Annotated in this window: 24 protein-coding genes; 13 read left to right on the forward strand and 11 right to left on the reverse strand. The window is 69.1% G+C overall.

The window, feature by feature from the left end:
• Position 1: 1 nt before the first annotated feature.
• From HCA44_RS05305 to fadD3, 5 genes are read right to left on the reverse strand one after another with little or no spacing between them, the layout of a single operon-like run.
• Positions 2 to 1,081: an acyl-CoA dehydrogenase family protein gene (locus tag HCA44_RS05305; protein WP_346764587.1), complete on the reverse strand. Its 1,080-nt coding sequence runs from the start codon at positions 1,079 to 1,081 to the stop codon at positions 2 to 4.
• Positions 1,078 to 2,040: an acyl-CoA dehydrogenase family protein gene (locus tag HCA44_RS05310; RefSeq protein WP_169647490.1), complete on the reverse strand. Its 963-nt coding sequence runs from the start codon at positions 2,038 to 2,040 to the stop codon at positions 1,078 to 1,080. Before HCA44_RS05310 ends, HCA44_RS05305 begins: the two co-directional genes overlap by 4 nt.
• Positions 2,037 to 3,212, reverse strand: coding sequence for an acyl-CoA dehydrogenase family protein (locus HCA44_RS05315; protein WP_169647491.1), 1,176 nt, complete (start codon positions 3,210 to 3,212; stop codon positions 2,037 to 2,039). The genes HCA44_RS05310 and HCA44_RS05315 overlap by 4 nt, the downstream gene beginning before the upstream one ends.
• A 2-nt stretch (positions 3,213 to 3,214) precedes the next feature.
• A complete protein-coding gene (locus HCA44_RS05320; protein WP_169647492.1) occupies positions 3,215 to 4,087 on the reverse strand; it encodes an enoyl-CoA hydratase in 873 nt (290 codons plus the stop codon).
• Positions 4,084 to 5,631: a 3-[(3aS,4S,7aS)-7a-methyl-1,5-dioxo-octahydro-1H-inden-4-yl]propanoyl:CoA ligase gene (gene fadD3 / locus HCA44_RS05325; protein ID WP_169647493.1), complete on the reverse strand. Its 1,548-nt coding sequence runs from the start codon at positions 5,629 to 5,631 to the stop codon at positions 4,084 to 4,086. Before fadD3 ends, HCA44_RS05320 begins: the two co-directional genes overlap by 4 nt.
• A 47-nt stretch (positions 5,632 to 5,678) precedes the next feature.
• Between fadD3 and HCA44_RS05330 the strand changes: the two genes are divergently transcribed.
• The 7 genes from HCA44_RS05330 to HCA44_RS05360 all read left to right on the forward strand — a co-directional run bounded on the left by HCA44_RS05330 (position 5,679) and on the right by HCA44_RS05360 (position 11,162).
• Positions 5,679 to 6,911 carry an acyl-CoA dehydrogenase family protein gene (locus tag HCA44_RS05330; RefSeq protein WP_169647494.1) on the forward strand — a complete coding sequence of 411 codons (1,233 nt, stop codon included), beginning with the start codon at positions 5,679 to 5,681 and terminating at the stop codon, positions 6,909 to 6,911.
• Positions 6,908 to 7,717 carry an SDR family oxidoreductase gene (locus tag HCA44_RS05335; RefSeq protein WP_169647495.1) on the forward strand — a complete coding sequence of 270 codons (810 nt, stop codon included), beginning with the start codon at positions 6,908 to 6,910 and terminating at the stop codon, positions 7,715 to 7,717. Before HCA44_RS05330 ends, HCA44_RS05335 begins: the two co-directional genes overlap by 4 nt.
• 30 nt (positions 7,718 to 7,747) lie before the next feature.
• On the forward strand, positions 7,748 to 8,350 hold the full coding sequence (locus HCA44_RS05340) for a TetR/AcrR family transcriptional regulator (protein ID WP_169647496.1): 603 nt from the start codon (positions 7,748 to 7,750) through the stop codon (positions 8,348 to 8,350).
• A 50-nt stretch (positions 8,351 to 8,400) separates the two neighbouring features.
• The gene (locus tag HCA44_RS05345) at positions 8,401 to 9,552 is read left to right on the forward strand and encodes an acetyl-CoA C-acetyltransferase (protein ID WP_169647497.1); all 1,152 of its coding nucleotides are present in this window, start codon (positions 8,401 to 8,403) and stop codon (positions 9,550 to 9,552) included.
• Positions 9,553 to 9,606: 54 nt separating this feature from the next.
• Positions 9,607 to 9,996 carry a nuclear transport factor 2 family protein gene (locus HCA44_RS05350; RefSeq protein ID WP_169647498.1) on the forward strand — a complete coding sequence of 130 codons (390 nt, stop codon included), beginning with the start codon at positions 9,607 to 9,609 and terminating at the stop codon, positions 9,994 to 9,996.
• A gap of 9 nt (positions 9,997 to 10,005) precedes the next feature.
• Positions 10,006 to 10,275 carry a DUF2277 domain-containing protein gene (locus HCA44_RS05355; RefSeq protein WP_169647499.1) on the forward strand — a complete coding sequence of 90 codons (270 nt, stop codon included), beginning with the start codon at positions 10,006 to 10,008 and terminating at the stop codon, positions 10,273 to 10,275.
• Between the two features lie 152 nt (positions 10,276 to 10,427).
• Positions 10,428 to 11,162, forward strand: coding sequence for a DUF6764 family protein (locus HCA44_RS05360; protein WP_169647500.1), 735 nt, complete (start codon positions 10,428 to 10,430; stop codon positions 11,160 to 11,162).
• A 49-nt stretch (positions 11,163 to 11,211) separates the two neighbouring features.
• Here HCA44_RS05360 and HCA44_RS05365 read toward each other — a convergent pair whose 3' ends face one another.
• A complete protein-coding gene (locus HCA44_RS05365; protein ID WP_169647501.1) occupies positions 11,212 to 11,790 on the reverse strand; it encodes a TetR/AcrR family transcriptional regulator in 579 nt (192 codons plus the stop codon).
• 241 nt (positions 11,791 to 12,031) lie between these two features.
• Between HCA44_RS05365 and HCA44_RS05370 the strand changes: the two genes are divergently transcribed.
• Positions 12,032 to 13,501, forward strand: coding sequence for an MFS transporter (locus tag HCA44_RS05370; RefSeq protein WP_240945313.1), 1,470 nt, complete (start codon positions 12,032 to 12,034; stop codon positions 13,499 to 13,501).
• Between the two features lie 68 nt (positions 13,502 to 13,569).
• Here the strand turns inward: HCA44_RS05370 and ipdC are convergent, their stop codons facing one another.
• From ipdC to echA20, 4 genes are read right to left on the reverse strand one after another with little or no spacing between them, the layout of a single operon-like run.
• Complete coding sequence (ipdC, locus tag HCA44_RS05375) at positions 13,570 to 14,634, reverse strand: (3aS,4S,5R,7aS)-5-hydroxy-7a-methyl-1-oxo-octahydro-1H-indene-4-carboxyl-CoA dehydrogenase (protein ID WP_169647502.1); 1,065 nt, start codon at positions 14,632 to 14,634, stop codon at positions 13,570 to 13,572.
• Positions 14,631 to 15,380 (reverse strand): cholesterol ring-cleaving hydrolase subunit IpdB, encoded by a 750-nt coding sequence (gene ipdB, locus HCA44_RS05380; protein WP_169647503.1) that lies wholly within the window; start codon positions 15,378 to 15,380, stop codon positions 14,631 to 14,633. Before ipdB ends, ipdC begins: the two co-directional genes overlap by 4 nt.
• Positions 15,377 to 16,267: a cholesterol ring-cleaving hydrolase subunit IpdA gene (gene ipdA / locus HCA44_RS05385; RefSeq protein WP_169647504.1), complete on the reverse strand. Its 891-nt coding sequence runs from the start codon at positions 16,265 to 16,267 to the stop codon at positions 15,377 to 15,379. The genes ipdB and ipdA overlap by 4 nt, the downstream gene beginning before the upstream one ends.
• Before the next feature lie 4 nt (positions 16,268 to 16,271).
• On the reverse strand, positions 16,272 to 17,042 hold the full coding sequence (echA20, locus tag HCA44_RS05390) for a (7aS)-7a-methyl-1,5-dioxo-2,3,5,6,7,7a-hexahydro-1H-indene-carboxyl-CoA hydrolase (RefSeq protein ID WP_169647505.1): 771 nt from the start codon (positions 17,040 to 17,042) through the stop codon (positions 16,272 to 16,274).
• A gap of 142 nt (positions 17,043 to 17,184) precedes the next feature.
• Here echA20 and HCA44_RS05395 point away from each other — a divergent pair, with 142 nt between their 5' ends.
• From HCA44_RS05395 to HCA44_RS05405, 3 genes are all read left to right on the forward strand, one after another.
• Positions 17,185 to 17,979 carry an SDR family oxidoreductase gene (locus tag HCA44_RS05395; RefSeq protein ID WP_169647506.1) on the forward strand — a complete coding sequence of 265 codons (795 nt, stop codon included), beginning with the start codon at positions 17,185 to 17,187 and terminating at the stop codon, positions 17,977 to 17,979.
• Between the two features lie 12 nt (positions 17,980 to 17,991).
• Positions 17,992 to 18,906, forward strand: a complete 915-nt coding sequence (locus HCA44_RS05400; protein ID WP_169647507.1) for an SDR family oxidoreductase — start codon at positions 17,992 to 17,994, stop codon at positions 18,904 to 18,906.
• 268 nt (positions 18,907 to 19,174) lie between these two features.
• The gene (locus HCA44_RS05405) at positions 19,175 to 20,032 is read left to right on the forward strand and encodes a sulfurtransferase (protein WP_169647508.1); all 858 of its coding nucleotides are present in this window, start codon (positions 19,175 to 19,177) and stop codon (positions 20,030 to 20,032) included.
• Between the two features lie 33 nt (positions 20,033 to 20,065).
• On the opposite strand, the gene HCA44_RS05410 is transcribed toward HCA44_RS05405, so the two are convergent.
• Complete coding sequence (locus HCA44_RS05410; RefSeq protein WP_169647509.1) at positions 20,066 to 21,046, reverse strand: XdhC/CoxI family protein; 981 nt, start codon at positions 21,044 to 21,046, stop codon at positions 20,066 to 20,068.
• A gap of 166 nt (positions 21,047 to 21,212) precedes the next feature.
• Between HCA44_RS05410 and HCA44_RS05415 the strand changes: the two genes are divergently transcribed.
• Positions 21,213 to 21,746, forward strand: coding sequence for a MarR family transcriptional regulator (locus HCA44_RS05415; RefSeq protein ID WP_169647510.1), 534 nt, complete (start codon positions 21,213 to 21,215; stop codon positions 21,744 to 21,746).
• A 384-nt stretch (positions 21,747 to 22,130) separates the two neighbouring features.
• The gene (locus tag HCA44_RS05420) at positions 22,131 to 23,102 is read left to right on the forward strand and encodes an ABC transporter substrate-binding protein (RefSeq protein WP_169647511.1); all 972 of its coding nucleotides are present in this window, start codon (positions 22,131 to 22,133) and stop codon (positions 23,100 to 23,102) included.

The following is a 23,102-nucleotide window of genomic DNA, read 5'->3' on the forward strand; positions in this document are numbered from 1 at the left end:
GCTACAGCCCTGCTGCCGCCGCGAGCTCCGGCAGGTAGGTGCTCGGCGCACCGAACAGCTGCGCGCTGCCGTGGGCACGCTTGAAGTACAGCTGCGCGTCGTGCTCCCAGGTGATCGCGATGCCACCGTGCAATTGCACCGCCTCGGCGGCCACCTGCTCGAACGCTTCCGAGCAGTACACCTTCGCGATCGCGGCATCCTCGGCGCTACCCGATTGCGCCGCCGCGTACGACATCGACCGTGCGGTCTCGACGAGCGCATACATGTCGGCCATGCGGTGCTTGAGCGCCTGGAACGACCCGATCACGCGGCCGAACTGCTTGCGCGACTTGGTGTAGTCGACGGTCTGCTCGAGCAGTGCTGCCGCGGCACCCACCTGTTCGGCGGACAGCGCGACGAGCGCGTGGGTGCGCAGCCGGTCGGCGAGGTCCGCGGGCGCCGCGATCCGCGTGCCGGGCACGGACGCGAACGAGACCTCGGAAAGTGCACGCGTCGGATCCATCGACGGGACGCGTCGGCGGGTGACGCCTTCGGCGGTGGGATCGACCTCGTACAACCCGTCGTGGGTGAGCACCAGCAGAACGTCCGCGACGTCGCCGCCCAGCACGAAGTGCGCCGTGCCGGTCAGCGTGTCTGCACTGCTCTCGACGCCGAATCCGGTCCAGCCGTGCGCGTCGGCCCAGCACACGGCGAGGGTCGACGTACCCGCGGCCGCCGACGGCAACAGCCGCGCGCACGCGTCGGCGTCGTCCGACGACAACAGCGCGAACGTGCCGAGTACCGCCGAACCGAGCATCGGCGACGGGGTGAGCCGCCTGCCGAGCTCCTCCTGCACGACGTGCAATTCCGCGATTCCTGCCCCGACGCCGTCGTACTCCTCCGGGACTGCGAGGGCTGCGACGCCGATCTGCTCGCACAGCTTCGACCACACGTCGGCGTCGTAGCCGGTGTCGGTGGTGGTGGCGCGGCGCACCGCTGCCGAGTCGGAGTGCTTCGTGAGCAGGTCCCGGACCGAGGCGCGCAGTGCCGCCTGTTCCTCGGTTTCGCCGAACGATGCGCGCTCGGCCGTCCCGACGCTCACGACGCGACCGCCACGGCGACGCGTTCGCGGTGCCATGCGGGCGTGCCCCATGCGGTGACGAGGGCGCGAACCTTGGTGAGCCACAACGACAGATCGTGCTCCTGGGTGTAGCCGATCGCGCCGTGCACCTGCAGTCCGACGCGCGCGGCCCGGTACGCGGCGTCGCCGCACGCGACCTTCGCGGCGGACACGTCCCGCGACGCGTCGCGGTCGCCGTCGCGCACCGCGAGCGCCGCGCCGTGCAGCAACGGGCGGGCCATCTCGAGCGCGACCGCGACCTCGGCGAGGTGGTGCTTGATCGCCTGGAACTGGCCGATGACCTTGCCGAACTGCTTGCGCTGTTTCGCATAGTCGGTGGTCGCCTCGAGCAGGTGCGTGCCGAGGCCCTGCAACTGCGCGGCGGTGGCGAGTGCGCCGAGGTCGAACGCCGCGTCGGTGTCGGCCGTGCCGAGGGACGCGTCGACGGTCGCGCGGAACAGCCGCCGCGCAGGGTCGACGGAAGCTTCGGGGGCGCCGTAGGACGCTGTCGACACGGAGCCGTCGCCCGCGACGAGGACGAGGTCCGCGGTGTCTGCGTCGACCGCGAACGGCACGCGCGGGGGCGCGGCGACGGTCGCGAGGGAGCCTTCCGCGAGCGAGGCGAGCCGGTCGGCAGCCGCCGACGCGAGCAGTGCCGGTGCGACCGCGACGGTGTCGGCGACCGGGCCGGGCATCGCGTGCCTGCCGAGTTGCTCGACGGCGACGACCATGTCGACGGCGTCGGCGCCCATTCCGCCGTTCTCCTCCGAGATCAACAGTGCGGTGACACCGGTGTCGGCGAGCCTGCTCCACACCGCCCGCCCGGGGGCGGTGTCGCCCGCGGCCCACGCGCGGGCGACGGCCGGCAGGTCGGACTTCGCGAGCAGGGCGTCGATGCTCGCCGCGAAGTCGCGATGGTCGTCGTCGAGGGTGAATCTCATCGGTCCGCCTTCGGTAGGCCGAGCAGGCGCTCGGCGATCACGTTCTTCTGGATCTCGTTGGTGCCTGCATAGATCGGGCCGGACAACGAGAACAGGTAGCCGTCGGTCCACGGTCCGGCGAGCTCGGCCTCGGGACCGAGCAGGTCGAGTGCGGTCTCGTGCGTCGCGATGTCCCACTCGGACCAGAAGACCTTGTTGATCGACGACTCGGCGCCCAACTGCCCGCCGTCGGCGAGGCGGGTGACGGTGCCGAATGTGCTCAGCTGGTATGCCCGAGCGCCGATCCAGGCATCGGCGATCCGGGCCCGCAGCGCGGTGTCGGTGCGCACCTCGTCGTCGCGGCCCGCGGTCTCGCGGTAGGCCGCGACGAGTCGGTCGACGGTCGCGAGGAAGCGGCCGGGGCTGCGCAGCGACAGGCCACGCTCGTTGCTCGCGGTGCTCATCGCGACGCGCCAGCCCTCGTCGACCGTGCCGATGACGCCGGATGCCCCCGGTTCGGCCGGATCGTCCGGCACGAACACGTCTTCGAGGAAGATCTCGGCGAAGCCGGGCTCGCCGTCGAGCTGGTCGATCGGCCGGATCGTGACGCCCGGCGAGCGCAGGTCGAACATGAAGTAGGTGATGCCCTTGTGCCGGGGTGCCTCCGGGTTGGATCGGAACAGCCCGAACCCCCAGTCGGCGAAGCTCGCCCGCGAACTCCACGTCTTCTGCCCGTTGAGCACCCACCCGCCGTCGACGCGCTTCGCGGTCGAGCGCAGGCTCGCGAGGTCGCTGCCCGACTCGGGCTCCGACCATGCCTGCGCCCAGATGTCGTCGGCGCGTGCCATCCGCGGCATGATGCGGGCGAGCTGCTCGGCGTTCGCGTGCTCGAACAGGGTGGGCGCCAACAGGAAGATGCCGTTCTGGCTCACCCGTCCCGGGGCACCCGCCCGGTAGTACTCCTCCTCGAACACGACCCACTGCAGTAGCGACGCGTCGCGGCCGCCGAGGTCTTCGGGCCACGACACGACCGACAGCTTCGCGCCCGCGAGCGTGCGCTCCCATTCGCGGTGCGCTTCGAACCCTTCCGCGGTGTCCATCGACGGCAGCGGGGTGGCGGGCACGTTCTCCTTCAGGAAGGCCCGCACCTCGTCGCGGAAGGCGAGGGTATGTTCGTCCAGTGACAGGTCCACTGTTACTTCGCTCCTTCTGCGGACGACTTGCCGCTTGCAGCCATGGACTTGGCATCCTGGCCACCCAGTGAATCCGTACCGACCTCGGCATTGTGTGCGTGCGCGAAATGGTGCAGGCCGAACACCGAGTCCATGCCCGAACGCATACCCATCAGATCCTCGGACTGGTTGACGGCCTTCTTGGTGAGCGCGAGGCCCAGGCGTGGCATCTTCGCGACGCGCTCGGCGATCTCGAAGGTCTCCTTCTCGAGGTCGTCGCGCGGTACGACGCGGTTGACCATGCCCACCTCGTACGCGCGCTGCGCGCCGAACCGGTCGCCCGTGAACAGCATCTCCTTCGCGAACCGCGGCCCGACCATCCACGGGTGCGCGAAGTACTCGACGCCGGGAATGCCCATGCGCACCACGGGGTCCGAGAAGAAGGCGTCGTCGGACGCGACGATCATGTCGCACACCCACGCGAGCATGAGGCCGCCCGCGATGCATGCGCCCTGCACCATCGCGATCGTGGGCTTCGGGATCTCGCGCCAGCGGCGGCACATCCCGAGGTACACCTCCATCTCGCGCGCGAAGCGCTGGTCGCCGCCCTGCTTGTCGACGTGGTCCCACCACATCACGGCCTTGTTGTCGTAGTGCACGTGGTGGTCGCGGCCCGGTGTGCCGATGTCGTGGCCCGCGCTGAAATGTTTTCCGTTGGCCGCCAGCACGATCACCCTGACGTCGTCGTCCTCGACGGCCCGCTCGAATGCGGCGTCGAGTGCGTACGTCATGACCGAGTTCTGCGCGTTGCGGTAGTCGGGACGGTTGAGCGTCACGACGGCGACCGAGTCGCGCACCTCGTAGGTGACGACATCGGGCTCGTAGGGGATGGTCACGACTTCTCCTCACGCAGAACGTTCTTGAGTACTTTTCCGGACGGATTACGGGGCAGCGATTCGACGAACCGCACCGAGCTCGGCACCTTGAACTTCGCGAGGCGCTGCCGGCAGAACGCGATGACGTCCTCTTCCGTGACGGCCTGCCCCTGCTTGACCACGATGAACGCCCGGCCCATCTCGCCCATGCGTTCGTCGGGCACGCCGATGACGGCCGATTCGGCGACCGCGTCGAGCCGCGCGAGTTCGTTCTCGATCTCGGCGGGATACACGTTGAACCCGCCGGAGATGTACATGTCCTTGAGCCGGTCGGTGATGTCGAGATAGCCGCGCTCGTCGAGCGTGCCGACGTCGCCGGTGTGCAACCAGCCGTCGGTGTCGATCGCCTTCGCGGTGGCCTCGGGGTCGTCGAGGTAGCCGAGCATGACGTTGGGGCCGCGAACCAGGATCTCGTCGTGCTCGCCGATACGGACCTCGAAGCCCGCGGTCGCGCGACCCGACGACGTCGACACCGTGACGGGGTCGTCGTCGGTGCGGCACATCGTGACCACGACGGCCTCGGTCTGGCCGTATGCCGTGATGACGGCGTCGAATCCGAGTTCGGACTGCATGCGCTCGACGAGCCGCACCGGTACGGCGGCCGCACCGGTGATCGCGACGCGCAGGCTCGACAGATCGTGGTTCGGCCGGTCCGGGTGGTCGAGGATTGACTGGAAGATCGTGGGCGCCCCCGCGAGGATGCTGATCTGCTCGGCCTCGGTGTGCGACATGAGCGACGGCACGTCGAAGACCGCCATCGGCACGACGGTGGCGCCACGCAGCAGGCACACCACGATGCCGGCCTTGTAGCCGAAGGTGTGGAAGAACGGGTTGATGATCAGATAGTTGTCGTCGGACACGACCTCGGCGCAGTCGGCCCACGAGTCCGCGATGTCGACGGTCTGCCGCTGCGCGGTGAGCACGCCCTTGCTGCGTCCCGTGGTGCCCGACGTGAACAGGATGTCCGCGATGTCCTCGGCCGAGACCGCCCGGGCGCGCTCGTCGGCGCGGGCACGGGTGTCGTCGTCGGCGAGCGCGGTGAAGTCGTCGAAGTCGAGCACGCCCTCGGTCGGCTCGTCGCCACCGTCGACCGGCACACGCACGACGGTGGGGATGTGCAGATCCGGTGCGACCTCGCGCAGCTGCGCGTAGCGGTCGGCCCGCAGGAAGTTGCCGGCCACGACGAGTACCTGCGCGTCGACGCGTTCGACGATGTCGTGCGCCTCCGTGCCGGTGTAGCGCGTGTTGATCGGCACGACGACGCCACCGGCGTAGTGCGTGCCGAGCAGCGCGACGATCCAGTGATACGTGTTGGGCGACCAGATCGCGACGCGCCCGCCCGGCTCGAGTCCGCGTGCGATCGCGGCGGCCGCGAAATCGCGGGCACGGGCGTGCAACTGTGCGAAGGTCAAGCGGGTGTCGCCGTCGGCCACTGCGATGCGGTCGGCGTAGAGGTCCGCGGCGCGGACGAGCGCTGCGGGGGTGGTTCTCGGTTTCTCGGTCACTTCGCTCCCTACTACCTAGCAAGTGCTTGGTAGGTTATCGTACGAACGTGGATCTGAGCGAGAGCCGAGACGAACGGATTACCGACACCGCATTCGCCGAGTCGGTACGCGGGTGGCTGGAGGGCAACCTCACCGGCCGTTTCGCACACCTGCGGGGCAAGGGTGGCCCCGGCAGCGAGCACGAATTCTTCGACGAGCGGCTCGAATGGGACCGTCACCTCGCCGCGGCGGGATGGACGTGCCTCGGGTGGCCCGAGCAGTACGGCGGCCGCGGCGTCTCGATCGCGCAGCACGTCGCATTCCACGAGGAGTACGCGAAGGCGGCCGCGCCCGCGCGGGTCAGTCACGTGGGCGAGGAGTTGCTCGGCCCGACGCTCATCGCGTTCGGCACCGAGGCGCAGAAGCAGCGCTTCCTGCCCGGCATCAAGAACGTCACCGAACTGTGGGCGCAGGGGTACTCCGAGCCCGGCGCCGGCTCCGACCTCGCCAACGTCTCCACGACGGCGCGGCTCGAGGACGGCAAGTGGATCATCAACGGGCAGAAGATCTGGACCTCGCTCGCGCATGTCGCGCAGTGGGCCTTCGTCGTCGCCCGCACCGAGCCGGGGTCCAAGCGTCATCAGGGCTTGAGTTTCCTGCTCGTCCCGCTCGACCAGCCGGGCGTCACGGTGCGCCCGATCCAGCAGCTCACCGGCACCTCGGAGTTCAACGAGGTGTTCTTCGACGACGCCGTCACCGATGCGGATCTGGTGGTCGGCGAGCCGGGCGAGGGGTGGAAGGTCGCGATGGGTCTGTTGACCTTCGAGCGCGGCGTCTCGACGCTCGGCCAGCAGATCGGCTTCGCGCGCGAACTCGACGGCGTCGTCGCGCAAGCCCGCGCACACGGCACCGATCGCGATCCCGCGATCCGTGAGCGCATCGCGCGCGCCTACATCGGGCTCCGCGTGATCCGCGCGCACGCGCTGCGCACCCTCGGCGCGGTCGACGCCGGCGCGTCGGGCGGCGAGGCGTCCGTCGCGAAACTGTTGTGGGCCAACTGGCATCGCGATCTGGGGCAGCTCGCGGTCGACGTGCGCGGCGCGTCGTCACTGCTTGCTCCCGAGCACGATCACGCCGGTGCCGCATCCGATCTCACCGACCCGGAACATCTCGAACTCGACGAGTGGCAGCGGCTGTTCCTCTTCACCCGTGCCGACACCATCTACGGCGGATCCAACGAGATCCAGCGCAACATCATCTCCGAGCGAGTGCTCGGACTACCGCGAGAGGCGAAAGCATGAGTTCCCCGCACCTGTCCCCGCTGGCCACCCCGCCCGAGGAAACCCCCGGCCACAACCTGCTGGGCGACAAGAAGGTCGTCGTCACCGCAGCGGCAGGCACGGGCATCGGGTACGCGACCGCGCGCCGCGCGCTGCTCGAGGGCGCCGACGTCCTCGTCTCCGACTGGCACGAACGCCGCCTCGGCGAGACCCGCGAGAGGCTCGCCGCAGAGTTCCCCGACCGCAAGGTCGAGGCACTCGCGTGCGATGTATCGAAGACCGCGCAGGTCGACGAGCTGATCACCGGTGCCGCTGCCGCGCTCGGGCGCATCGACGTGCTCGTCAACAATGCGGGCCTCGGCGGCGAGACGCCGCTCGTCGACATGACCGACGACGAGTGGGATCGCGTCCTCGACATCACCCTGAACGGCACCTTCCGCGCGACGCGCGCGGCGCTGCGGCACTTCCGCGACGCCGGGCACGGCGGCATCCTCGTCAACAACGCATCGGTGCTCGGGTGGCGCGCGCAGCACTCGCAGGCGCACTACGCGGCCGCCAAGGCCGGCGTCATGGCACTCACCCGGTGCAGCGCGATCGAGGCCGCAGAGTACGGCGTCCGCATCAACGCCGTCGCGCCGTCGATCGCGCGGCACGCATTCCTGGCGAAGGTCACGAGCGAGGATCTGCTCGACCAGCTCGCGTCGCGCGAGGCATTCGGCCGCGCGGCCGAGGTGTGGGAGATCGCCGCGACGATCGCGATGCTCGCGAGCGACTACTCGACTTATCTCACCGGCGAGGTGGTGTCCATCTCGTCGCAGCGTGCGTGAGCGCGTGTACCCGGTCGATAGGATCATCTGATGACTCCAGCTCGCGAAGACGCAGGTAAGGGCGCCCGTAGGGCCGAGCTGCTCGCCATCGCGGCGACGCTGTTCGCCGAGCGTGGGGTGCGCGCCACCACCGTTCGGGACATCGCCGACGCCGCCGGCATCCTGTCCGGCAGTCTGTACCACCATTTCGACTCGAAGGAGTCGATGGTCGACGAGATCCTGCGCAGCTTCCTGGGCGAGCTGTTCGGGCGGTACCGCGAGATCGTCGCGTCCGAACTCGACGCGCGCACCACGCTGGAAGCGCTCGTGACGAGTTCGTACGAGGCGATCGATTCGTCGCACGCGGCGGTGGCGATCTACCAGGACGAGGTCAAGCACCTCCTCGACAACGACCGGTTCGCGTACCTGCGCGAGTACAACACCGAGTTCCGCACGTTGTGGGAGGGAGTGCTCACGCGCGGCATCGCCGACGGCACCTTCCGTGCCGACACCGACGTCGAACTCGTGTTCCGCTTCCTGCGCGACACCGTGTGGGTGGCCGTCCGTTGGTACCGGCCCGGTGGCACTCTCACCGCAGACACCGTTGCCAAGCAATACCTTTCGATAGTTCTCGACGGACTCGCCAGTCCGTGACCGTCCACCGGTGCGCTCGGCCGAGCGCACCCCACACTCGAGGAGAGCACATGGCCCGCGAGGTCTACATCGTCGACGCCGTCCGTACACCCATCGGCAAGAAGAACGGCGGCCTGTCGCCGATCCACCCGATCGATCTCGGCGCGCACGTCGTCAAGGAGATCGTGCGCCGCACCGGTATCAGCCCGGAGAACGTCGACGACGTCGTGTTCGGCTGCGTCGACGCGATCGGCGGCCAGGCAGGCAACATCGCCCGCATGGCCTGGCTCGCAGCCGGTTTCCCCGAGGCGGTGCCCGGCGTGACGGTGGACCGGCAGTGCGGGTCGAGTCAGCAGGCCGTGCACTTCGGCGCGCAGGCGATCCTGTCCGGCACCGCCGAGGTGATCCTGACCGGCGGCGTGCAGAACATGAGCCGCATTCCCATCTCGGCGGCGATGATCGTCGGCAAGGAGTACGGATTCGACACGCCCACATCGGGTTCGGTCGGTTGGACCGAGCGGTACGGCGACCAGGAGGTGTCGCAGTTCCGCGGTGCCGAGCTGATCGCGGAGAAGTGGGACCTGAGTCGCGAGGACCTCGAGCACTGGGCATTGCAGAGCCACGAGCGTGCCAAGACCGCGATCGCGGAGGGCCGGTTCGACCGTGAGATCGTGCCGGTCGGCGACTGCGCGGTCGACGAGGGCCCGCGCGAGACGAGCCTCGAGAAGATGGCGGCGCTGCAGCCGCTCGTCGAAGGTGGGCGACTCACCGCTGCCGTCGCGAGCCAGATCTCGGACGGCGCGAGTGCCGTCATGCTCGCGTCGGGCGACGCCGTCGAGAAGTACGGTCTCACGCCGCGGGCCCGCATCCACCACCTCAGCGCGCGGGGCGACGACCCGATCTTCATGCTCAGCGCGCCGATCCCGGCGACGCAGCACGCGCTCGAGCGCACCGGCCTGAGCATCGACGACATCGACCTGGTCGAGATCAACGAGGCGTTCGCGCCCGTCGTGCTCGCGTGGATCAAGGAGATCGGTGCCGATCCCGCGAAGGTCAACGTCAACGGCGGCGCGATCGCGCTCGGTCACCCGCTCGGCGCCACCGGCACCAAGCTCATGGCGACACTCGTCAACGAGCTCGAGCGCACCGGCGGCCGCTGGGGCCTGCAGACGATCTGCGAGGGTGGCGGCACCGCGAACGTCACGATCATCGAGCGGGTCTGATCTACTCACCCGCGTGGCAGTGTGCGCCGATCAACGCGACGAGAGGGAGACACCATGAACCCGTTCCGCAGCGCCGTCGAGGCCCGCGACACCGAGGCGATCGAAGCTCTGCTCGCCGACGACGTGGTGTTCACGAGCCCGATCGCGTTCAAGCCCTATCCGGGCAAGGCGATCACGGCGGCGATCCTGCGGGCCGTTCTGCGTGTGTTCGAGGACTTCCACTACGTGCGGGAGATCGGATCGGGCGCCGACCACGCGCTCGTGTTCGAGGCGCGCGTCGGCGACAAGGCCGTCGAGGGGTGCGACTTCCTGCATTTCGACGAGAACGGCCTGATCGACCGGTTCACCGTGATGGTGCGCCCACTGTCGGGTGCGCATGCGCTCGCGGAGGCGATGGGCGCCGAATTCCCGCGCATCGAGCGTGAGGCGGCGCAAGCGGGCTAGCGTGGAGATATGTGCCGAAACATCACCGAACTGCGTGGACTCGAGCCTGCGGCCACCGACGAGGAGATCGCGGCGGCGGCACGTCAGTACGTCCGCAAGGTGAGCGGAATCCACAAGCTGTCCGACGCCAACCGCGAGGCCTTCGAGATCGCGGTCGCCGAGGTCGCGGCCACCACGACGCGGCTGCTGGACGCGCTCCCCGCGCGTCGGCAGCCGCCGAAGTCGGTGCCGCCGCTGCGGCGCCCGGAGGTGCGGGCCCGCGAGGCCGCGCGCGCCTGAACGCCCACCCTCCGTGAGTGATTTCGGCGTACCTGGACTCGTAGAGTGCTCACGAGTCGTGACGTGCCCGATTCCCGGAAATCTGTGCGCTCGTCGCACCGGGCGGACCACACTCGGATCAGGACGTTCGAGTGTGAGTGGAGGGTTCGACGATGGTCGTGAAGTGGGCAGCGACGTGTCTTGCCGGAGTCGGCGGCGTCCTCGCGGTGGGGCTCCTGTCGCCCGCCGTCGCGTCGGCGAATCCCGTGCAGTGCCATGCCACGGGGGACGCGACGGTCGTGAACCGCTCCGAGACGTCGGCGTGTTCGGCCGCCACGGACACCGGGTCGACCGCCGACGCCTACGGCACGTTCGGCGACGCGAGGTCGGATGCGGTCGCCGACAGTTCGGCCGTCGCACACGGGCTTTTCGACGGCACGGCCACCAGCGGTTCGATGAAGGGGAGCGCGGCGGCTGCGTATGCGGCCCTCGGCGGGGAGGCGATCAGCACCGGGAGTTACGGCAACCGGGCCTCGGACTCGTTCGCCGCATTCGGTGGCAGGGCGAACAGCGGAAGCATCGTGGACGGCGCGAGCCTCTCGACCGCGGCGTGGGGAGGCGAATCCATCAGTACCGCGAACTCTTCCGGAACAGCCGACGCGCATGCTCTGTTCGGCGGGAACGCAGAGGGCTATGCCTTCGGTGACGCGCACCAGAGCGCGCTCGCAGTCGGACCGGACGCCGTGGCCTCGGCCCGGCACGTCGACGCGAACGGCTTCGCGGTGGCCGGGCCCGGTGGCACCGCCCGCACCGCCGACGGCCACGACGCCACCGATCCGCCCACGTGTGCGGGCCTGGCGGTGGCGGCCGACCTCACCACCGGTCAATGGTGCTTCGGCCACCCGTGACGCCGTCGCTGCCGTGAGTGATTTCGGCGTACCTGGACTCGTAGAGTGCTCACGAGTCGGCGAGTAGTGGCGCGCACATCCGCGTGACGTAGTCCGCGAGAGTGTCGACGTCGGCGTCCGCGATAGCGGGACTGCCGATCTTCTCGCGCATGAGCGCAATGCCGACGACGACGGCGTTGAGCAGTTCGGCGCGGAGCGCGGCGTCGGGGCCGTCCAGACGGGCGGCGAGCCGAGACGTGAAGATCGTCTCCACCATGTCCTTGACCACCGAACTCATCGTCTCGTTGTTGACGACTCCCGTGAGCATCCCCACGGTGCTACGCCCGGTGGTGCTGATCTCGAGGACGAGGCGGAGCACCTCGTTCGGGACGTCGTCGAGCGGTGTCGACTCGATCGCATCGGACACTCCGGGATCGCCCACGCGTACCGCCTCGACGAAGAGATTCTCCTTCGAGCCGAAATAACGGTTGATCAGCGCTTGATTGACGCCTGCCGCCGCGGCGATGTCGCGGGTGCTGGTGGCGGCCGCGCCGTGGTCGGCGATGAGCGTGCGTGCCGCGTCGAGGAGTGCCTGACGCGTCGCGGCGGCGTTGCGGCGACGGGCGGGAGGGGCGGCGTCGGTGCTCATCGCGGTCTGATCCTCCACTCGCTCGTCGGCTGTCGGCCAGTCTAGAGGACACCGGAGGTGCCTGGTCGAGGGCGTTTTGTCCGAAGTCGTCAGTTGTTGACTTATCGCCCGAGTCCGGCGTAGCGTCGTCGAGTCGTCGGCTGACCACATCGAGTCGGCCCACTCACGTGTCACGGGACCCGCAGCGCCGCCGGTCCCGGCACCCCTTCCGAGAAGTACGTCACAAGGAGCCGATTTCGTCATGGATCAGTCCGCCATGAGCGCGAGCCACTCGACCGATCGGTCGAACGGCGTGGTGGCCACGCTCGCCTTCGCCGGCACCACCGCTGCGATCATGCAGACACTGGTGACGCCGCTGCTGCCGCAACTACCGCAGATTCTGGACACGACGCCGTCCAACTCCGCATGGGTCGTGACCGTCACGCTGCTCGTTGCGGCGGTGTGCGTACCGGTCACCGGTCGCCTGGGCGACCTGCTCGGCAAGCGGCGCATGCTGCTCGCGTGCGCGGTACCGCTCGCGGTCGGCTCGATCGTGTGTGCGCTGTCGTCGAGCGTCGTGCCGATGATTCTCGGACGCGGCCTGCAAGGCGTCGGTATGGGCATGGTGCCGCTCGGCATCGCACTACTGCGCGACGCCGTCCCGGCGCACAAGCTGAGCTCCTCGATCGCCCTGGTGAGCGCGTCGATGGGCATCGGCGGAGGCATCGGCCTGCCACTCGCGGCCGCAGTCGCCGAGTACGCGAACTGGCGAGTGCTCTTCTGGGGGTCGGCCGTGCTCGCCGTGGCGATCGCCGCCCTCGTCTGGTTCCTCGTGCCCGACGTGCCGCCCGCCGCGAAGGGCCAGCGTTTCGACGCGCCCGGCGCCGTCGGTCTCGGTGTCGGCCTCGTGAGTGGCCTGCTCGCGGTGTCGAAGGGCGCCGAATGGGGCTGGACGTCCGGCACGACGCTGGGGCTGTCCGCGCTTGCGATCGTCGCACTGCTCGCGTGGGGAGTGTGGGAGTTGCGCACCCGTGAGCCGCTGATCGACCTGCGCACGACCGCCCGCCCGCGGGTGCTGATCACGAATGTCGCCTCGATCTTCGTCGGCGTCGGAATGTACGCCAGCATGCTCGTCATCCCGCAGGTGTTGCAGTTCCCGGAGGCGACCGGTTTCGGTCTCGGCCAGTCGATGATCGCCGCAGGCCTGTGGATGCTGCCCGGCGGGTTCATGATGATGCTCGTCTCGCCGCTCGGCGGCAAGCTCACCGACGCGCGCGGACCGAAGTTCACGCTCATGTGCGGTGTCGTCGTGATCGCGATCGGCTACGGGCTGTCACTCGCCCTGTTCGGCACCGCGTGGGGTCTGATGCTCGCGCTCATGGTGATCAACAGTGGCGTCGGCCTCGCGTACGGGGCCATGCCCGCGCTGATCATGGGCTCGGTTCCCCGCTCGGAAACTGCGGCCGCCAACGGCTTCAACACCCTGATGCGCTCGCTCGGCACATCGATCGGCGCGGCCGTGATCGGCACGGTGCTCGCGCAGATGACCATGTCGCTCGGCGGCGTCGACGTGACCGCCGAGAGCGGCTTCCGGACCGGTCTCGCGATCGGTGCCGGTGTGGCACTGGCGGCCCTCGTGATCGCCACCTTCATCCCGGCCGCACGCGCGACCGGCGACGAGGACGGCAAGGACGAGCGCGCGTCGCGCGACGAGGAAGCCGTGCACGCATAGCGATTCCCGTACACGACATCGCCGGCCGCAGCCCGAGGAGGCTGCGGCCGGCGATGTCACGTATGTACTCAGGCCCGGTAGGCCGCCAAGGCGTCGATGTGCTTGATGGCGTCCGTGACCACGCCGTCGATCAGCTCGGCACAGGTCGGCAGGTCGTCCAGCATGCCGACCACCTGTCCCGACGCCAGTACGCCCGCCTGCGTGTTCCCCTCGACCAGGCCGGCCTTGAGCAGCATCGGGGTGTTGGCAGCCATGATGATCTGCTGCCACGTGCGGTCGCTCGACTTCTTCATAGCGAGGCCGTCGCGCACGAGGGTCGACCACTTCATACCGGTCATCGCCTTGAACTTCGACGCATTGCGCGCCGCGGCGACGAGGCCGCGCAGGTTGCCGGAGTTCTCGAGCGAGTCGACGAGCTCGGTGTTGAGCACGCGGTGCGGCATGCCGTCGACCTTGCGCGAGACCGTCGTGTCCTGCAGTCCCCGCGAAAGGTACTGCTGCTTGACCGAATCGGGTACCTGCGACTCCTGTGTCAACAGGAAGCGCGTGCCCATCGCGACCCCCGCGGCGCCGTACGCGAGTGCGGCGGCGAGGCCGCGGCCGTCGTAGAACCCGCCCGCGGCGACGACCGGGATGTCGACCGCGTCGAGGACGGACGGCAGCAGCAGGGTCGTGGCGACGGCCCCGGTGTGGCCGCCGCCCTCGCCGCCCTGCACGATGACGGCGTCGGCGCCCCACGACGCGACCTTGACGGCATGCTTCGCGGCGCCGATCGACGGCACCACGACGACGCCGTTGTCCTTGAGCTTCGCGATGAGCTCCTGCTTCGGCGCGAGGGCGAACGACGCGACCCGAACCTTCTCGCGGATGAGCAGGTCGATGCGCTCGCCCGCGTCGGTCGCGTCGGCACGGATGTTGACGCCGAACGGTTTGTCGGTGAGCGACTTGGTCTTCGCGATCGCGGCGACCAGCTCGTCGTAGGTCATGGTGGCCGACGCGAGGATGCCGAGGCCGCCCGCATTGGACGTGCCTGCGACGAGCCGCGGCCCGGCGACCCAGCCCATACCGGTCTGGACGACGGGATGCTCGATGCCCACCAGTTCGGTGAGCGGGGTGCGCAGCGCCGCGGTCACGCCGCCACCTCGCGGTCGCGCAGGTTCTTCGGGTCGAGCACCTCGCGGATGAGCTGCAGCTCCTCGCCCGACGGATCGCGCGTGACGCCCGCGTCGGCGAGGCCGGCGACCTCGAACGACGTGTTCGCGGCGACGTCGTCGGCCGTCACGCCCGGATGCAGTGTGCGCGCGCGGAAGGTGTGGTCGGGACCCTCGAAGTCGAACACGCCGAGATTGGTGACGACGCGGGGCAATTCGAAGAACCGATAGGCCGGGTTGTCCGGATCGACCTTGTCGTAGCCGATGCCGGACACGATGTCGACCTTGTCGCAGAACACCCGCGTGGAGTGCTTGCCGACCCAGTAACTCGTGGCGTGGTTGATCGTGTTGCCCGGTGCACCACGGACGCCGAACATCTGGCGGGTCGGGTGCTGCAGCGGGCCGAACGCGGAGAGATTCTGGTTGCCGTGCCGGTCGATCTGGTTGGCGCCCATCACGACGTGCCTGCGGCCCGACGCGACGACGTCGAACACCTTGCGGAACGGCATCCAGCCCTCGATCGAGGCCTTCGCGCCGAGCGGGGGAGTGTCCTCGAAGAGGAGCGCCTCGCCGTCGGTGACGAGCAGATCGGGTTCGGTGGTGAGACGTGCGAGCCGTGCCCCGATGAGGGGAAGAGTGGCCATCGGGCTGGCCATGATCTCGCCTGCGCCCGAGAAGATCTCGGCGCATGCGACGGCACAGTATTCCGCGCGGGTGACGTCGCTCATGCCTGCTTTCCTTCCGCGAAGGCCGTGACTGCGGCCTGGTAGTCCTTCTCGTCGCCCGACAGGTAGGTGGCGACGAACGCCTTCCATGCCTCGGGGTCCTTCGCCGATTCGGCGTAGTGGCGCTGGAACTTCTCGTCGCGGCCGTACTCACCGGCGAACGTGAAGTGTGCTCCGTTCGGCGCCTCGACGACGGTGTCGACCATCATCCGGTTGAGCAGCAGGTTCTGCACCGGAACGGTCTTGACGAGCTCTTCGGTGTCGACGACGCGTTCGACCGACACGATGCGCTTGTGCGCGGCCGCGCAGTACAGGTCGTCGAAGTAGGGGTCGATGCCGGTGTACGCGGCATTGCCGTGGCGGTCCCCGAGGTCGAGATGCACCAGGGCGGCGTCGAGTTCGAGCGCGGGCATCGCCACGAGGGTTTCCGTCTTGCCGCCGGGGCCCGGGTACGGCGAGGTGACGGTCTTCAGCTCGTCGCCCCAGAACGACAGCACGTCCGAGCCGAGACCGGCGCGGATCGGCAGGAACGGCAGGCGGGCGGCCGCGGCCTCGAGGCCGCACTTGACCATGCCCTCGTCCATCTCGCGGGCCTCGATCGAGCCCGTCGTGCGGGCGTGCGCGAACCACGGGTCGTAGAACGGCGCCGAGTCGAGCGACACGAAGCCGTAGTACGCCTTGCGGACCTTGCCCGCGGAACACAGCAGACCCAGATCGGGGCCGCCGTAGCTGACGACCGTGAGGTCGGTGACGTCCGAGCGCAGCAGAGCGCGCACGAGCGCCATCGGCTTGCGGCGCGAGCCCCAGCCGCCGATGCCGATCGTCATGCCGCTGCGCAGCTCGCCGATCGCGGCGTCGAGAGTTGTCGTCTTGTCCCGTTTTTCGGCCACCACTTCAGTCCTTCTTCTCGTTCGCGAGAGCCTTGCCGGTGCGGGTGAACTCGTCGCGGTGCTCGTCGGAGACTCCGGCGAGGTTGAGCTCGAATGTGAATCCCTGCTCGAGCCGGTAACTGGTCTTGACGTCGACCGGGTCGATGCCGTTGATCGCTTCCTTCGCGCAGCGGATGATGCGCGGGTCCTTCGCGGCGATCTTGGCGGCGACCTCGCGTGCGGCATCGTCGAGTTCGCTGCGCGGTACGACGCGGTACACCGACCCGTAGTGCGCGAGAGTCTGCGCGTCGACGTTCTGCGCCGTGTAGTACAGCGTGCGCATCATGTGCTGCGGCACGAGCCGCGCGAGGTGCGTCGCGGCGCCGAGTGCGCCCCGGTCCACCTCGGGCAGGCCGAACACCGCGTCGTCGGACGCGACGATGACGTCGGCATTGCCGACGAGACCGATGCCGCCGCCGACGCAGAAGCCGTTCACCGCGACGACGACCGGCACGGCGCAGTCGTAGACGGCGGCGAAGGCGGCCGCGCAGCCGCGGTTCGCGGCGATCAGCGCGTCGAAGCCCTCGGTGGCCTGCATCTCCTTGATGTCGACGCCCGCATTGAAGCCGCGGCCCTCGGCTCGCAGGATCACGACGTGCGTGCGCGGATCCTTGCCCGCCTCGAGCACGGCGTCGGCGAGTTCGAACCAGCCCTTCGACGGGATCGCGTTCACCGGGGGGTAGTCGACGGTCACGGTGGTGATACCGGAGTCGTCTGTCGTGGCGGTGATGCCCATGGCACCTTCCTGTCGTCGGTACGAACCTGTCGTCTCTAACAAACCAAGCGATTGCTTGGTAAGTTAGCACGCGCGGCGCTTCGAGTCACCGGCCCGAGGCGCACGTTCGGGCGGACAGACGGCACCAGCGGAGGTAGACGAGATGGAGACAGACGGCCAGGTAGTGCTGGTCACCGGCGGCGTACGCGGCGTGGGAGCCGGCATCAGCCGCGCATTCCTACGCGAGGGAGCCGTCGTGGTGGCGTGCGCCCGTCGACCGGCCGACGAGCCGATCGTCGAGAACGGCCGCGAGGTCGAGTTCGTCGCGTGCGACATCCGCGATCCCGACCAGGTGCAGCAGATGATCGACGACATCGTCGCCCGGCACGGGCGGCTCGACGTGCTGGTCAACAACGCGGGCGGAGCGCCGTTCGCGCTCGCGGCCGACGCGAGCCCACGATTCCACTCGAAGATCGTCGAGCTGAACCTGCTCGCACCGCTGCTCGTCGCGCAGGCCGCGAATGCCGTGATGCAACAGCAGGACGCGGGCGGCGCGATCGTGAACATCTCGAGCGTCAGCGGGTCGCGGCCGTCGCCGGGCACCGCCGCGTACGGCGCCGCCAAGGCGGGCATCGACAATCTCACGACATCGCTCGCGGTCGAGTGGGCCCCCAGGGTGCGGGTCAACTCGGTCGTCGTGGGTCTCGTGCGCACCGAGCTCGCGCACATGCACTACGGCGACGACGACGGCATCGCGGCGGTGGGTGCGACCGTGCCGCTCGGCCGCATGGCCGTGCCGGAGGACATCGGCAACTGCGCCGTGTTCCTCGCGTCCGGCAAGGCCGCATACGTGAGCGGATCGACCCTGACGGTCCACGGCGGCGGCGAACGCCCCGCATTCCTGGACGCCGCGAATGCGGACGTCCCCGACATCAGCACCAGCAACACACGAGCATAGGAGCACGTTTTCATGAGCGGATTGGTCGACGGCCGGGTCGTCATCGTCACCGGCGCGGGGCGCGGCATCGGCCGCGCGCACGCACTCGCGTTCGCGGCGGAAGGTGCACGCGTCGTGGTCAACGACATCGGCGCGGGCCTCGACGGCTCGGCGACCGAGGAACATCCAGCCGAGCAGGTGGTCGCCGAGATCAAGGCAGCGGGCGGCGACGCCGTCGTCAACGGCGACGACGTCGCGTCGTGGGACGGTGCCGCGAACCTCGTGCGTACCGCGATCGACACCTTCGGCCGGCTCGACGTGCTCGTCAACAATGCGGGCTTCCTGCGTGACCGCATGCTCGTCGGCATGAGCGAGGCCGAGTGGGACGCGGTCGTGCGAGTGCACCTCAAGGGGCATTTCGCGACGCTGCGGCACGCCGCGGAGTACTGGCGGGCGCAGTCCAAGGCGGGCACACCTGTCGACGCACGCATCATCAACACGAGTTCCGGTGCGGGGCTGCAGGGTTCGATCGGTCAGGGCAACTACGCGGCGGCGAAGGCCGGCATCGCGGAGCTCACGATCCAGGCGGCAGCGGAGTTGAAGAACTACGGCGTCACGGTCAACGCGATCGCGCCCGCTGCGCGCACGCGGATGACGCTCGGCGCGGGCGGCGCGATGGCCGATTCGATGGCCGCACCCGACGACGGCTTCGATTCGATGGCGCCGGAGAACATCTCGCCGCTCGTCGTGTGGCTCGCCTCTGCCGAGGCGGCGGACGTCAGCGGACGTGTCTTCGAGGTCGAGGGCGGCAAGATCACGGTCGCCGAAGGCTGGCGGCACGGCCCGAGTCAGGACAAGGGCGCGCGCTGGGATCCGAAGGAGCTCGCGCCGGTCGTGACGGATCTGCTCGCGAAGGCCGAGACACCCACGCCGGTGTACGGCGCATAGGGCGTCGCCCACGCACCCGGGGATCCGCTGTGCGCCATCGGTAGCACGCGGACTGCTCCTCCGTGACATGGTCGGCGGTCGCCTCTCGTTCGGAGGTAGGCGGCCGCCGACCATGTCGGGTGCCCAGACGAGTGCGGATGGTTCTACGTCCGGGAGCGCACGGTGGTCCTCGAGCAGGTGCACACCAGCAACGGTTCCGGCCGGGCAGTCGCTCGTGAATGTGGCAGGGTGGCGGGCAGGCACATGCCGTCTCGGGACAGGAGCGCCGATGTCCGCCAGTTCGCCCGTCGTGTCCGCGCGCGGGCTCGCCCGGATGATCGCAGGCGACCGTCCGGTGCGGGTCCTCGACGTGCGCTGGAGTCTCGCCGAACCGGACGGCCGCGCCGCCTTCGAGGCGGGCCACGTGCCGGGTGCGGTCTACGTCGACCTCGAAACCGAACTGAGTGACCACTCGGTGTCCGGGCGCGGCCGCCATCCGCTTCCCCAGGGCGAGGAACTCGAGCGAGCACTGCGTCGGTGGGGCGTCGACGACGGGGACACGATCGTCGCCTACGACGACTGGAATCGGGCCGGGGCGTCACGAGCGTGGTGGGTGCTGCGCGCCGCGGGCCGCGGTGACGTCCACATTCTCGACGGCGGGCTCGCGGCGGGGCGCGAGAGCGGGGGAGAGCTCGAGACCGGACGGGTCACGGCGACGTCGGGTTCGGTCTCGGTCGGCCACCGAGACCTGTATTCCGGCGCGATGCCCACCGTCACCGCGGACGACGCGGCGCGTCTCGCGGCCGAGGGGGCGCTCCTCGATGCCCGTGCGCCCGAACGGTTCCGTGGTGAGATCGAGCCGGTCGACCCGGTCGCGGGGCACGTTCCCGGTGCGTCGAACCTGCCGTCCACGGCGGTGCTGACGTCGGACGGGAGGTTCCGGGCAGCGGCCGAACTCGCGGAGGAGTTGTCCGCACACGGAGTCGACGGCACACGGCGTACCGCGACCTACTGCGGATCAGGCGTCACCGCGGCGGTCGTCGTGGCCGCGGCGCGGCGAGCAGGCCTCGATCTCGCGCTCTTCCCCGGCTCGTGGTCCGAGTGGGTGTCACGACCGGACGCCGAGGTCGAAACCGGCAATCGGTGAACGACCACGAGCCCCGGTCCTGGCGCCGACGGATTACCGCCGCCGCGCGATGATCTCGGCCGCGATCGACACCGCTGTCTCGGCGGGGCCGCGGTTGCCGATGTCGAGGCCGACCGGGCTCGACAATGCCTCGAGTTGCCGGGCCGACAGGCCGGCGTCGGTCAGCGCTCGTCGCCGGTTCGCATCGGCGGTGAGCGAGCCCATCGCGCCCACATAGGCGGGTGGAACGGGCCATCGTGCATCGTCGAGGCATTCGAGCAGCACCGGCACGTCGATCTTCGGATCGTGCGTGAGCACCACGACGGCCGTGCGCGAATCGAACCGCCCGGCCTCGCGTTCGCGCGCGACGTAGTCGGACGGCCACTCGCACACGACGTCGTCGACGTCGGGGAAACGCGCACGGGTGGTGAAGACGGGCCGCGCGTCGCACACCGTCACCCGATAGCCGAGTGCCTGGGCGAGCCGACCCGTCTCGGCGGCGAAGTCGGTCGAGCCCACTACGATCATGCGCGGCCGGGATACGAAACATCGCACCAGGTTTCCGTGGGCGTCGATTCCGCTGTGCTCGTTGTCCGCCCGCGCGCGGACGCGGTGCGTGCCCCGTGCGGGCCCGTCGAGGACCGTCTCGAGCACGATCGTCTCGTCGCGGGCCGCCGCGGCCGCCACCGCGCCCAATTGCGGCATCGCCTCGCGGTCGATGCGCTCGACGAGCACGCTGAGTGAGCCCCCGCACGTGAGTCCGGGGGCCAGCAGGTCTCCGGTCGGCCCGTAGGTCTCGATGCGCGAGTGGCCGTCGGCGAGGACCTCGAGCGCCGTCTCGTACAGCGCCCCTTCGACGCATCCGCCCGAAATGCTGCCCACGACGGTGCCGTCGTGGCGGACCGCGAGCATTGCGCCGGGTTCGCGCGGTGAGGACCCGTGCACCGAGATCACCGTAGCGGCCGCGACCGATCGGCCCGCGTGCCACTCGCGCGCGAGGGCGTCGAGCACCGGGTGTGCCGAATCTGCGGTCATGGCTTGCCTCACAATCGAACTGTCGCCGTGTGTCGCTGACGAGCATGTGGCGGGGCGACTACGAGAATCGTACAGTAGTTTTGCGCTAAGTTAAGTCCGAAGCGTGCGGTCCCTCCGCTCGCCGGTGAGTCGACAGCGGTCCGGAAGACCTTTGGGGAGTGGTGAGATGGCTGGAGAAGACGGGGAGTTCGTCGACGGTGTCGGCGAGATTATCCGGCAGTGGGCGCAGACGCGCCCGGAACTCGACGTGTCCGGGCTCGAGATCTTCGGCAGGCTGCACCGCAGTTTCCTCTTGTACCGGTCGCAGATCCACTCGCTCTTCGAACGCTTCGGCACCAACGAGGCGGGCTTCGACGTCCTTGCGTGTCTGCGCCGTGCCGAGCCCACCTATCGGCGCACCGCCGGTGAACTGGCGAAGATGACCCTCGTGACGACCGGTGGGCTGACACTGCGCGTCAATCGACTCGAGGAAGCCGGGCTCGTCACGCGCGAGCGCGACGATGTCGACGCGCGTGTCGTCTACGTGACGCTCACCGACATCGGGCGCAAACTGATCGACGACGTCGCCGATGCGCACTTCGCCGAGCTGACCCACATGCTGGCCGGGGTGCCTGCCAGGCACCGTCGTGAGCTCGCGGACCTGTTGTCCGAACTCGAGGGGTCGCTGCGCGCCGCGGACGAGAGTCGCCAGAACTCCTGATACCGCCAGAACTCGTCATACAGGTCGGAGACACGCGACGCCCCGCCACACGGCGGGGCGTCGCGTGTATGTGATCGGTAGCCGCGTTTCTGTTGCTACCGGTCGGTAGCAAGCGCGCTGGTACGACTCTCGGGAAAAAAGTTTCGGACTCGTTCCGGCTGGAGTCTCGAGACCCACAAGGCTGTGACCTGCGTCTCTCGCGTGGCTGCGGTATTCCGTGCATGTAACCCGCGCGTTAATCCTCCGACCAGCGCCCTTCCTGCTGTTGACCTCTTAGCGGCAAGGCAGTAAGAATCTCTTACACCCAAGATGTTTGGCGCTCAGTTGCACCGCCAGCGGCACCCCAGCCCGGTGGCCGCGGCCTCCCCGAACGGAGAGATTCCTATGCAGAAAACCCGCTTCGCCGCAGCGGCACTACTCGCAGGCAGCGCCCTCGTTCTCGCATCCTGCAGTGGCGCGAGTTCCGGTGCGAGCGCAGCCGACGGCGAGCTCGAGAAGACCGAGGTCACGGTGGGCGTTCTTCCGCTCGCCGACTACGCGGCGGTGTACTGGGCCGACGAGCACGGACTGTTCGAAAAGGAAGGCCTGAAGGTCACCCTCGAGCCGATCCAGGGCGGGCCGATCGGCATCCAGAAGGTTGCCTCCGGCGAGCTCGATTTCGCGATCGCGAACTCGATCTCGTCGTCGATTTCGCAGGCGCAGGGTGCGCCGGTCACCAATGTCGCCCACACGGCGTCCTTGGGCGAGGGCAGTGGCATGGTATTCGTCGATCCGGATTCGCCGATCCGCACGATCGACGACTTGGACGGAAAGACTCTCGGCACCAATACGACTCGCAACATCGGCGATGTCACGTTCAACAATCTCGCGAAGAGCGAGGGCAAGGACGTCGCCCCGAACTTCATCGAGGTGCCGTTCCCGGAGATGGTCGCGGGCGTTCAGGCGGGATCGATCGAGGCCGGGTACGCGCCCGAGCCGTTCTCGTCCGCCGCCCGCGCCGCCGGCATGCGGCAGGTGGCCGATGTGACCACCGGGCCGAATGCGCATCTGGCCGCCTCGGTGTTCGTCGCGGGCGACAAGTTCGTGGACGCAAACCCCGACACGACCGCGGCATTCGCGCGCGCCATCTACGCCGCCGGCGGCGAAATCACCGACAGCGAAGCGGAATTCCGCAGCTGGCTGCCGGGAGTCGCGAAGGTTCCCGACGAGGTCGCGCAGTCGATGGTGCTTCCGGTCTTCGCGTCCTCGCTCGATCTCACCGGCCTCGAAGCGGTGGCCGCGATGCTGAAGGAACAGGGCCTCGTGCCGGACGACTTCGACATCGCGGAGCACACATTCACCACGCCCGAGGACTGA

It is taken from the genome of Rhodococcus sp. HNM0569, assembly GCF_012726205.1.
Classification (GTDB): Bacteria; Actinomycetota; Actinomycetes; order Mycobacteriales; family Mycobacteriaceae; genus Rhodococcus_F.

Bases quoted from the DNA above. Each gene is read 5' to 3' on its own strand.
- HCA44_RS05310 (WP_169647490.1), bottom strand. From the start codon at position 2,040: ATGAGATTCACCCTCGACGACGACCATCGCGACTTCGCGGCGAGCATC.
- HCA44_RS05335 (WP_169647495.1), top strand. From the start codon at position 6,908: ATGAGTTCCCCGCACCTGTCCCCGCTGGCCACCCCGCCCGAGGAAACC.
- HCA44_RS05340 (WP_169647496.1), top strand. From the start codon at position 7,748: ATGACTCCAGCTCGCGAAGACGCAGGTAAGGGCGCCCGTAGGGCCGAG.
- HCA44_RS05345 (WP_169647497.1), top strand. From the start codon at position 8,401: ATGGCCCGCGAGGTCTACATCGTCGACGCCGTCCGTACACCCATCGGC.
- HCA44_RS05350 (WP_169647498.1), top strand. From the start codon at position 9,607: ATGAACCCGTTCCGCAGCGCCGTCGAGGCCCGCGACACCGAGGCGATC.
- HCA44_RS05355 (WP_169647499.1), top strand. From the start codon at position 10,006: ATGTGCCGAAACATCACCGAACTGCGTGGACTCGAGCCTGCGGCCACC.
- HCA44_RS05360 (WP_169647500.1), top strand. From the start codon at position 10,428: ATGGTCGTGAAGTGGGCAGCGACGTGTCTTGCCGGAGTCGGCGGCGTC.
- HCA44_RS05365 (WP_169647501.1), bottom strand. From the start codon at position 11,790: ATGAGCACCGACGCCGCCCCTCCCGCCCGTCGCCGCAACGCCGCCGCG.
- HCA44_RS05370 (WP_240945313.1), top strand. From the start codon at position 12,032: ATGGATCAGTCCGCCATGAGCGCGAGCCACTCGACCGATCGGTCGAAC.
- ipdB (WP_169647503.1), bottom strand. From the start codon at position 15,380: ATGAGCGACGTCACCCGCGCGGAATACTGTGCCGTCGCATGCGCCGAG.
- echA20 (WP_169647505.1), bottom strand. From the start codon at position 17,042: ATGGGCATCACCGCCACGACAGACGACTCCGGTATCACCACCGTGACC.
- HCA44_RS05395 (WP_169647506.1), top strand. From the start codon at position 17,185: ATGGAGACAGACGGCCAGGTAGTGCTGGTCACCGGCGGCGTACGCGGC.
- HCA44_RS05400 (WP_169647507.1), top strand. From the start codon at position 17,992: ATGAGCGGATTGGTCGACGGCCGGGTCGTCATCGTCACCGGCGCGGGG.
- HCA44_RS05405 (WP_169647508.1), top strand. From the start codon at position 19,175: ATGTCCGCCAGTTCGCCCGTCGTGTCCGCGCGCGGGCTCGCCCGGATG.
- HCA44_RS05410 (WP_169647509.1), bottom strand. From the start codon at position 21,046: ATGACCGCAGATTCGGCACACCCGGTGCTCGACGCCCTCGCGCGCGAG.
- HCA44_RS05415 (WP_169647510.1), top strand. From the start codon at position 21,213: ATGGCTGGAGAAGACGGGGAGTTCGTCGACGGTGTCGGCGAGATTATC.
- HCA44_RS05420 (WP_169647511.1), top strand. From the start codon at position 22,131: ATGCAGAAAACCCGCTTCGCCGCAGCGGCACTACTCGCAGGCAGCGCC.